The 7,703-nt window shown below is 68.7% G+C and carries 5 protein-coding genes and 1 pseudogene; 2 read left to right on the forward strand and 4 right to left on the reverse strand.

Features of this window, described 5'->3' with window-relative positions:
• Nucleotides 1-133 precede the first annotated feature (133 nt).
• The 4 genes from G6026_RS08805 to G6026_RS08820 form a co-directional block, all read right to left on the reverse strand.
• On the reverse strand, nt 134-1,540 hold the full coding sequence (locus G6026_RS08805) for an MFS transporter (protein ID WP_182612940.1): 1,407 nt from the start codon (nt 1,538-1,540) through the stop codon (nt 134-136).
• 173 nt (nt 1,541-1,713) lie between these two features.
• Entirely contained in the window at nt 1,714-2,556 is an 843-nt protein-coding gene (locus G6026_RS08810) for an aldo/keto reductase (RefSeq protein WP_182612941.1), read from the reverse strand.
• A gap of 27 nt (nt 2,557-2,583) precedes the next feature.
• Nucleotides 2,584-3,153: a TetR/AcrR family transcriptional regulator gene (locus tag G6026_RS08815; protein ID WP_107756482.1), complete on the reverse strand. Its 570-nt coding sequence runs from the start codon at nt 3,151-3,153 to the stop codon at nt 2,584-2,586.
• 91 nt (nt 3,154-3,244) lie between these two features.
• Nucleotides 3,245-6,058: an aconitate hydratase gene (locus G6026_RS08820; protein ID WP_182612942.1), complete on the reverse strand. Its 2,814-nt coding sequence runs from the start codon at nt 6,056-6,058 to the stop codon at nt 3,245-3,247.
• Nucleotides 6,059-6,309: 251 nt separating this feature from the next.
• Here G6026_RS08820 and G6026_RS08825 point away from each other — a divergent pair, with 251 nt between their 5' ends.
• Both G6026_RS08825 and G6026_RS08830 read left to right on the forward strand, forming a co-directional pair.
• The gene (locus G6026_RS08825; RefSeq protein WP_182612943.1) at nt 6,310-6,840 is read left to right on the forward strand and encodes a DUF6676 family protein; all 531 of its coding nucleotides are present in this window, start codon (nt 6,310-6,312) and stop codon (nt 6,838-6,840) included.
• Between the two features lie 263 nt (nt 6,841-7,103).
• Nucleotides 7,104-7,703 (forward strand): annotated as a pseudogene (locus G6026_RS08830) (hypothetical protein); the annotation flags it as partial.

Genomic DNA, 7,703 nt, shown 5'->3' on the forward strand with positions numbered 1-7,703 from the left:
CAGGGTCTCGAGGGCTGCCGCGCCGCGCCGGTCGATCAGGCTCTCCAGGGGATCGGTGTCCGGGTGGTCGACTGTCATGGGGAATCCGTCCGTCGTGCGGGGTCGTTCATGCGGGCTGGGTCGGTCGTGCGGGTTAAGCCGGTCGTGCGGGGTAGGCCGGTCGTGCAGGCTGGGTCCAGCTCGGGTGCTCCCGGCCCAGTGCGCGGATGACGAGCAGACTGGCCGCGGTCAGCAGAGCCGGCACGAGGGAGAAGCCCAGGACGATCGCCCACAGGGCCGGTTCGGGCTGATCAGCGATGCCGCCCGAGCGGAAGCCGGTCACCGCCAACAGCGCCAACACCACGACGGGCCCCAGCGCCATGGATCCGGTCTCGGAGGCGGTCCACAGCCCGCTCATCGCACCGCTGCGACGACGGCCGCCCAGTTCGCGGTCCATATCCGTGGTGTCGGGGAGCATCGACATGGGAAGAGCCTGCATGCCGGCGTAGGCGACGCCCGCCAGAGCGACCGGGATGTGCACCCACATCCCCGGCCACACGCCGGCGGGGATGAGCAGGAGAGCGGAGACGGTGAACAGGATCGTCGCCGTCGCCAGAGCGGGGACCTTGCCCCGGGCGTGGGCCAGGCGCGCCCACAGCGGCATCACCACCAGTGCGGGGGCGATCAGCGCGAGGAACAGCCCGGTCAACGCGGCCTCGTTGCCCAGGATGTAGGTGGCGACGTACTGGCCTCCTGCGAGCATCACCGCCGTGGCCACCGCCTGGAGGCAGAACAGGCCCACCAACAACCGGAACGGCCGGGTCACCCGCAGCGCGTCGAGTCCGTCGCGGTACTGCCGGCCCAGGTCACCGACCTGGGCGTCCGCCCGCAGGATCGTCCGTCGGCCGGATCCCAGCGTGGCCCACAGCATGCCGCCCAGCATCAGGACGGATACGCCGACCGCCATCACCACGTACCCCGTCGCGCCTCCGCCCGCGGCCTCGCGCAGCGCAGGACCGCCGCCGCCCACCACGAGGATCGTCGCGGCCAGCACCGCCACCCGCCACGCGAGGATCGTGACCCTCACGGCCGAATCACCGGTCAGCTCCGCCGGGAGGGCGAGATAGGGGACCTGGAAACACGAGAATGCCAGTGAGGCCAGGAGGAAGAAGCCCATCACCCAGACGCCGGCCAGTGCGGTGCCCCACCGGGTGGGGGCCGAGAAGGTCGCCACGAAGAGCAGGGGTAGCGCGAGCGAGCCGAACAGCATCAGCCCCGTGCGGTAACCGGTGCGGTGCGAGGCGCGGTCGGAGATCGCCCCGATCAGCGGGTACGCCAGGACGTCGATCACCTTGGGCACCAGCACGAGCACCGTCGCCACCGCGGCGGCCACCCCGATCGAGTCGGTCAGGTAATAGGCGAGCACCAGTCCGGGCAAGGTGCTGAACGCCCCCGTGCCCACGCTGCCAGCGGCGTACGAGGCGAGCATCCGACCCGAGGGGCCCCCGGCGGACGGGCCGTCAGCGCGCGCGGCGTCACCGTGCGCTCGAGTGGTGGTCATGAACGGACTCTAATTCCAGTCGACCGCGTCCATCGTCGAAAAGCGGCCGCGAAATGGGTGAACCGTCAGTCAGGTACGTTCCGCCGTAGGTTCACGAGGGAAAACTCTGACCGGAGTGACGGCTCACCCGATCTGCGGCCGGACCGGCGGGGCCGGACCGGGCGGGGCCCGCCTCAGCCGCGCCAGTCGAAGGTGTCGGGGTCCGGCCCCGAGCGCGTGCCGTTGTGGAGGGCCGATATCGAGGCCATCTGCTCGTCGTTCAGCTCGAAGTCGAAGATCTCGAGGTTCTCGCGCATCCGGCCCGGGCTCGAGGACTTGGGAAAGACGATGTCCCCGCGCTGGAGCACCCACCGCAGGACCACCTGCGAGATGGAGCGACCGACCTGCTCCGCCAGGGCCGTGAGCTGGGGGTCGCCGAAGACCGCGCCCTGCGCGAGCGGGCTCCACGCCTCCACCGCGATCCCGCGGTCGGTGCACGCCGCGCGCACCTCGTCGTTCACGAAGTAGGGGTTCGACTCGATCTGGTTGACCGTGGGAGTGCTGAGTCCCGCGTCCGACAGTCGCGCCAGATTGGCGGGGGTGAAGTTGGAGACGCCGATGGAGTCCACCGCGAAGTCCGAGCGGATGCCCTCCATGGCCTCCCACACGCGGGCGACGTCGTCATGCATGGCCAGCGGCCAGTGCACCAGGAACAGGTCGATCCGGCCACCGAGTGCCTCGAGGGAGCGCTCAGCGGAATCTCGGGCCGCGGCGCGCTCGTGGAAGGAGTTGTTGAGCTTGGTGGTGAGCCACAGTTCGTCGCGCGGGATACCCGATGCCGCGATCGCACGACCCACCCCGTCCTCGTTGCCGTACATCTGGGCGGTGTCGAGGTGCCGGTACCCGGCCTCGAGAGCATCCGAGACGACCTTCTCGGTATCAGCGGGCGGGACCTGGTACGTCCCGAAACCGAGCTGGGGGATAGCACGGCCGTCGTTGAGGTCGATCAAGGGGATCTGTGGTGTGGAGGCGGTCATGCGCCCCACCGTACGCGCGTCCCGCACTCAGTCACGAGCGGTGCGCAACGACGCCTCCACCAGATCGAGCATCGCACTGACGTGCTCGGTACCCCGTCCGGTGGCGAGATGGGTGATGAGCCCGTCGAGGACGATGTCGAGGTAGACGCGCAGCACGTCGTCCGGCACGTCCGTCCGCATCCTGCCGGAGTCCTTCTGTTCCCGCAGGCGGGTGAGGATGGCGTCGTCGAGCTCCACCTGCCGGTCGGTCCACCGTTCGCGGAAGGCCGGGTCGGTGCGGATCCGTCGCGCGATCTCCAGCCGCGTTCCGAGCCAGGAGAACTCGTGGGGATCCGCGAGGATCTCCCGCATCACCTGGACCAGCCCCTGCTCCGCCACCGTGGCCGCCATCGCCGCGGCGTCGTCATGGGCGAGTGCGAGGAACAGCGCGTCCTTGTCGTCGAAGTGGTGGAAGATCGCACCACGGCTCAGACCCGTGGCCTCCTCGAGGCGACGAACGGTGGCGCCCTCGAACCCGAACTCGGCGAAGCACTCGCGCGCGCCCGACAGGATCTCGCGACGCCGGGCGTCCATGTGGTCCTGGCTGACCCTGGGCATTTCTGTACCTTCCTACGGATACACCACGGCGGTACGCGGTTCCCCCTGTCTCACCGGGAGTTACCGCGCACCGCCGTCGGGGTGGAGGTGATCAGCCCTTGATCATGTTGCGCAGGACGTACTGCAGGATTCCGCCGTTGCGGTAGTACTCCGCCTCGCCGGGGGTGTCGATGCGCACCTTGGCGTCGAACTCGACGGTCCGGCCGTCCTCCTTGGTGGCGGTGACCTTGACCGTCTTGGGCGTGGTGCCGTTGTTCAGCTCCTCGATCCCGGTGATGTCGAAGGTCTCCGTGCCGTCCAGTCCGAGGGTCTCGTGCGACTCGCCCTCGGGGAACTGGAGCGGCATGACGCCCATGCCGATGAGGTTCGAGCGGTGGATGCGCTCGAACGACTCGGTGATGACCGCCTTGACGCCGAGCAGGCTGGTGCCCTTGGCCGCCCAGTCGCGCGAGGACCCGGTGCCGTACTCCTTGCCGCCGAGCACGACGAGCGGAGTGCCCTGAGCGGCGTAGTTCTGGGCGGCGTCGTAGATGAACGCCTGCGGGGCGCCCTCCTGCGTGAAGTCGCGCGTGTAGCCGCCCGTGACGCCGTCCAGCAGCTGGTTCTGCAGACGGATGTTGGCGAAGGTGCCGCGGATCATGACCTCGTGGTTGCCGCGACGCGACCCGAAGGAGTTGTAGTCCTGACGGGCCACGCCGTTGGCGTCGAGGTACTGCGCGGCCGGGGTGCCCGGCTTGATCGTCGACGCCGGCGAGATGTGGTCGGTCGTGACCGAGTCACCGAGCTTGGCCAGCACGCGGGCGCCCTTGACGTCCTCGACCGGGGTGAGCTCCATCTGCATCCCCTCGAAGTACGGGGGCTTGCGGACGTAGGTGGACTTCTCGTCCCACTCGAAGGTCTTGCCGTCCGGGGTGCTGAGCCCGCGCCAGCGGTCGTCTCCGGCGAAGACGTCGGCGTACTTGGACGTGTACTCCTTGGACGAGATGGAGGCCTTGATGGTCTCCTCGATCTCCTCGCTGGAGGGCCAGATGTCCTTGAGGTAGACGTCGTTGCCCTCGGAGTCCTTGCCCAGGGAGTCGGTCTCGAAGTCGAAGTCCATGGTCCCGGCGATGGAGTACGCGATGACCAGCGGCGGGGACGCCAGGTAGTTCATCTTGACGTCCTGGTTGATCCGGCCCTCGAAGTTGCGGTTGCCGGACAGGACCGCTGTGGCGGTGAGGTCATGTTCCTGGATGGCCTCGGAGATCTCCTCCGGCAGCGGACCGGAGTTACCGATACACGTCGTGCAGCCGTAGCCGACCAGGTAGAAGCCGAGGGCCTCCAGGTCCGGCCAGAGTCCGGCGCGCTCGTAGTACTCGGTGACGACCTGGGAGCCCGGCGCCATGGAGGTCTTGACCCACGGCTTGGCCTTGAGGCCCTTCTCGTGGGCCTTGCGGGCGAGGAGCCCGGCGCCGATCATCACCGACGGGTTGGACGTGTTGGTGCAGGAGGTGATCGAGGCGATGGAGACGATGCCGTGGTCCAGGACCATCTCGGTGCCGTCGACGGACACCTCGACGGGCTTGGAGGGACGGCCCTCGGCACCGGCGGAGGCGTCGGCCCGGACCGAGCCCTCCTCGGCGTGGGACAGGGTGGCCGTACCGACGTTGTCGGACGGGGCGCCGCCCTCGGACTGCATCCGACCCTTCTCGGTGTCACCGAGGGGATTGACACCGGCGTCCACATAGTTGTGGATGTCCTTACGGAACGCACTCTTGGCGTCGGCCAGCTCGATACGGTCCTGCGGACGCTTGGGCCCGGCGATCGAGGGGACGACATCGCCCAGGTCGAGCTCCAGGTACTCGGAGAAGACGGGCTCCTCCGCCTCGGGGTCGAGCCACATGCCCTGCTCCTTGGCGTACGCCTCGACCAGAGCGAGCTGCTCGTCGTCGCGGCCCGTCAGGCGCAGGTAGTCGATCGTCTCACCGTCGATGGGGAACATGGCACAGGTGGAGCCGAACTCCGGGCTCATGTTGCCGATCGTGGCACGGTTGGCCAGCGGCACGGCGGCGACACCGGCACCGTAGAACTCCACGAACTTGCCGACGACGCCGTGCTTGCGGAGCATCTCGGTGATCGTCAGGACGACGTCCGTGGCGGTGACGCCCGGCTTGATCGAGCCGGTGAGCTTGAATCCCACCACGCGGGGGATGAGCATGGAGATGGGCTGACCGAGCATGGCGGCCTCGGCCTCGATCCCGCCGACGCCCCAGCCCAGGACGCCGAGTCCGTTCTCCATGGTGGTGTGCGAGTCGGTTCCCACACAGGTGTCGGGGTAGGCCTGGCCGTTGCGGACCATCACCGACCGGGCGAGGTACTCGATGTTGACCTGGTGGACGATGCCGGTACCGGGGGGGACGACCTTGAAGTCGTCGAACGCGCCCTGGCCCCAGCGGAGGAACTGGTACCGCTCCTCGTTGCGCTGGTACTCGATCTCGACGTTCTTGTCGAACGAGTCCTTTCCACCGAAGGACTCGATGATCACCGAGTGGTCGATGACCATCTCCGCCGGCGCGAGGGGGTTGACCTTGTCGGGGTCGCCGCCGAGGGTCTTGACGGCCTCACGCATGGTGGCGAGGTCGACGATGCAGGGGACACCGGTGAAGTCCTGCATGATCACGCGGGCGGGCGTGAACTGGATCTCGGTATCGGGCTCGGCGGCGGGGTCCCAGCCCGCCAGCGCCTCGATATGCGCCTTGGTGACGTTCTTACCGTCTTCGGTGCGCAGCAGGTTCTCGGTGAGGACCTTGAGGGAGTAGGGGAGCTTCGCGGCTCCGTCGACCGCCGACAGGCGGTAGATCTCGTAGGCTTGGCCGCCGACCTCTAGGGTTCCCTTGGCGCCAAAGCTGTCAATGCTTGCTGTCACGTCAGCTCCACTCGTGGTGTGAATGTCGATTCGTCATCCCTCCCGGTGTCACCGCGTGTCTCGGGCGGCGACGCCGGGGGCGGACACAGGACCCATTGTGGACCCTCGCGCCCGGTTGCGGTCACCAATTTACCAGTACGGTCGTTCTGTATAGGTTCCGGCCCGCCCGAAGGTGGGGGGCGCGGAGCGGGTGTCGCGCCGTGCGGCGCGCGTGTTCGGTTCGACGACGACGAGATGGCACCATATCGCCCGTGGACAACTCCGACGATTCCGTGACCACGCTCGCCTACGAGGCCGAGCCGGTGATGTCTCTGCAGCAGGGGGAGGTTCCGCAGTGGCTGGACTACGAGGCCGTGTCACGGGACCTCGCCGACGACGGCGTCTCCGCTCCGGAGCCGTTCGTCGAGGGCCTGCGGACCGTGGTCGCCGAGGCGGGGGACCGTGGGCTCGACCTCAAGGTGGTCTACACCGAGGCCCCTGCGCTCGTCTACACCGACGCCCGCGACCTCGCCGCCCTGCTGAACGAGGAGTACGAGGGCACGATTCTCGTCCGGACCCCGGTCTTCGTCGGTAGCTCCAGCGACACGATTCCGCGGCATCTCCTCGAGGCGGGCCAGGACGATGCCTGGGAGGAGTTCGACCCCGTCGCCTCCGCCGCGGTGTTCGCGCACAAGGTCACCGCCCCCGCGCCTCCCTGGGGAGCGCTCTCCGCCATCGTGCTCGTCCTCGCGATCGTGGTCGCGGTCGCGTTCGCGGTCGTGCTGCGGCGTCGCCTCCGCTGACGGTCACGGTCCCGCATCACCGCCCGACACGCCGACGTTCCTCGGGTTATTCGAGTTACAGCAGTGTATTTTGCCGCCTGATGTTCCAGACGGGGCTTCTGTGACCTACGGTGCTAGAGGAACCATCGGTTCTGCCGAGTTGGTATGAGGCTCTAGTGGCGCAGGGGAAGGCATCACCGGCACCTCACCCTTCTCGGTGACGCGTCCCGCCGCGCGGGTCGCGCGGTCGACCGCATCCTCGTGCGGTTATCGGAAGGTGAAACGTGAAGCCTGACCATTCATCAACCCGCGCTCCGGGAGCGCGGAGACGTCGGGGTCCGGGGCCGGCGGGCGGTCGTGCCCTGCTCGCCGCAGCGCTCGTCCTGGGCACCGCATCGGGTGTGATCCAGGCGCCCGTCGTGGCGGCACAGGTGGAACCCGCGGCCTCTCCCGAGGACATCAGCGGCCTGATCCGCGCGGTCGCGGATGCGTCCGCGCGACTCGACGCCACCCGCCAGGACATCGCGGTCAAGCGCGAGGGGGTCAACAAGACCCTCGTCGACCTGCAGATGGCCCGACTCGACCTCGACCGGTCGATAGCGGAGGCCGACCGCACGATCGCCGAGCGCGAGCAGGCGGAATCCGGCGTGGAGTCCGCCAGGAGCACCCTCGACGAGTACTCCCGGTTGTTACATCGCCAGGGGACGGCTCCGGGAGCGGCCTCCGCGATCCTGGACCCGGGCGGCCCCGCCGATGCCGGGCGACGGCAGGAGTTCCTCAGGCGTGCGGCCGCGGACCAGCAGCACGTCGTGGGGGACATGGTCGCCGCGGTGGACGCCGCGGCCCGCAGGGAGTCCGACGCCGCGCTCGCGAGGACGGAAGCC

The organism is Dietzia sp. DQ11-38-2 (genome assembly GCF_014145055.1).
In the GTDB taxonomy this organism is placed as follows: domain Bacteria; phylum Actinomycetota; class Actinomycetes; order Mycobacteriales; family Mycobacteriaceae; genus Dietzia.

Excerpts from the sequence above, each read along its gene's own strand:
- G6026_RS08810 (WP_182612941.1), bottom strand. The coding sequence starts at position 2,556 with ATGACCGCCTCCACACCACAGATCCCCTTGATCGACCTCAACGACGGC.
- G6026_RS08815 (WP_107756482.1), bottom strand. The coding sequence starts at position 3,153 with ATGCCCAGGGTCAGCCAGGACCACATGGACGCCCGGCGTCGCGAGATC.
- G6026_RS08805 (WP_182612940.1), bottom strand. The coding sequence starts at position 1,540 with ATGACCACCACTCGAGCGCACGGTGACGCCGCGCGCGCTGACGGCCCG.